Genomic DNA, 1,775 nt, shown 5'->3' with positions numbered 1-1,775 from the left:
CCGGCCGAGGACCCCGAAGGCTTCCTGCTGTCGCGGGCCGCCGCGGCCGACATCGCCGGGCGCGGCGTCGCGGAACTGCCCGCCGACGTCCGGGCCGACGTGCTGGCCCAGTACCCGCGGCTGGACCTCGTCGGCGAGTTCCTGCGGTGCTTCCGCGACCAGGCGGCCCGCAAGCCGGACAGCTCGGCCGCCGCCGCGATCCGCAACGACCTCGCCGTCCGGATGGCGGCCAACCCCCTCGAACGGAGCTGATCGACGTGCGAGCCATCACCGTCCGGGACCGCACCGCGGACCCCGTCCTCACCGAGCTGCCGCACCCGCACGCGGCCGAGAACGACGTCGTCGTGCGGGTGCACGCGGCCGCGTTCACCCCCGGCGAGCTCACCTGGCCGGGCACCTGGACCGACCGCGCGGGCCGCGACCGCGCGCCGAGCGTCCCCGGGCACGAACTTTCCGGCGTGGTCACGGAACTCGGCTACGGCACCACGGGCCTGACCGTCGGCCAGCGCGTCTTCGGCCTGGCCGACTGGACCCGCGACGGCACCCTCGCCGACTACGTGGCGGTGGAAGCGCGCAACCTCGCGCCCCTGCCCGCGGACATCGGCCACGTCACCGCCGCCGCCCTGCCGATCTCGGGTTTGACGGCGTGGCAAGCGTTGTTCGACCACGGCGGCCTCACCACCGGCCGCACGGTCCTGATCCACGGCGCGGCGGGCAGCGTGGGTTCGCTGGCGGTCCAGCTCGCCCGCCAGGCGGGCGCACGCGTAGTGGGCACCGGCCGCCCTGCCGACCGCGAGACGGTGCTCGGCCTCGGCGCGTCGGCCTTCTTCGAACCCAGCTACCTGGAGCAGATCGGCGAAGTGGACTTGGTCCTCGACGTCCTCGGCGGCGAGGTCCTAGACCGCTCGGCGGCTCTGGTCCGCGCGGGCGGCACGTTGGTCACGATCGCCGAGCCACCCCGGGTGCGGCCCCGCGACGGACGGGCGGTCTTCTTCGTGGTCGAGCCGGACCGGCAACGGTTGGCGGACTTGGCGCAGCGGGTGCGAGACGGTCGTCTTGAGGTTCGGGTGGGTGCGGTGCGGCCGCTCGAGGAGGTACCGGCGGAGTTCGCCCACCGGACCCGGGGGAAAACCGTGATCCGCGTGACGGACGGCGATTGACGGGGTTACGCCCGCACGCGAACTGCGGTGCGGCCGGATGCGGCGGGAGGTCATCCCGTCGCCACTCGCCCCGGCGCCCTCATGCCGAGACCGGCCCGCCCCATCCTGGCGCCCGCTCGCCCGCCGCCACACACAGCAGCCAACAGGCCCACCCTCACCGAGCGCCCGCTGAACCGGCCGCCGCAAGTCCCGCGGCCCCGCTCACCCGCCGCCGCACAACCTCGGCCCCAACCTCCGCCGCGCCCCGCGACCCCATGCACTTGGGTGCCCAGCAAGCGCTTTCCCGGGCACACCGCTGCCCGCACCCGTGATCACTCGGGCGCGGGCAGCGGCAACCGGGGCCTAGCGAGCCTTGTGCTGACCCCGTCCCGCCGGCTCCCGGCCGTTCTTCGCGCTCTCCCCCGGCGCCGCGACCGGCTTTTCGGCCGACGCCGGAGTCGGCTTCGGCGCCACCGGCTTCTCGGCCGGCACCGCCGCGGGTTTGTCCCCAGCCAGCGTGTCGGCGACCGGCTCCGTGGCGGGCTTTTCCTGCTCCGCCAACGGGTTCGGCCGCCGGACCTGGACGACGGCCACGATCGCCGCCGCCACCGCGCCGAGCGCCAGCAGCCACGGCCA

At 75.3% G+C, this 1,775-nt stretch carries 1 protein-coding gene and 2 pseudogenes; 2 read left to right on the top strand and 1 reads right to left on the bottom strand.

Annotated features, from left to right (window positions below; all coding sequences use genetic code 11):
* Positions 1-252, top strand: a pseudogene (locus G3I65_RS56015) (cyanamide hydratase); the annotation flags it as partial.
* A 5-nt stretch (positions 253-257) separates the two neighbouring features.
* Positions 258-1,160, top strand: a complete 903-nt coding sequence (locus G3I65_RS56010; RefSeq protein ID WP_160704771.1) for an NADP-dependent oxidoreductase — start codon at positions 258-260, stop codon at positions 1,158-1,160.
* Between the two features lie 342 nt (positions 1,161-1,502).
* Here G3I65_RS56010 and G3I65_RS56005 read toward each other — a convergent pair.
* Positions 1,503-1,775: pseudogene (locus tag G3I65_RS56005) on the bottom strand (hypothetical protein); the annotation flags it as partial.

Origin of the sequence: Amycolatopsis sp. SID8362, assembly GCF_010550475.1 — a bacterium.
GTDB classification, from domain to species: Bacteria; Actinomycetota; Actinomycetes; order Mycobacteriales; family Pseudonocardiaceae; genus Amycolatopsis; species Amycolatopsis eburnea.
This window is presented reverse-complemented; position numbering and strand designations above follow the sequence as displayed.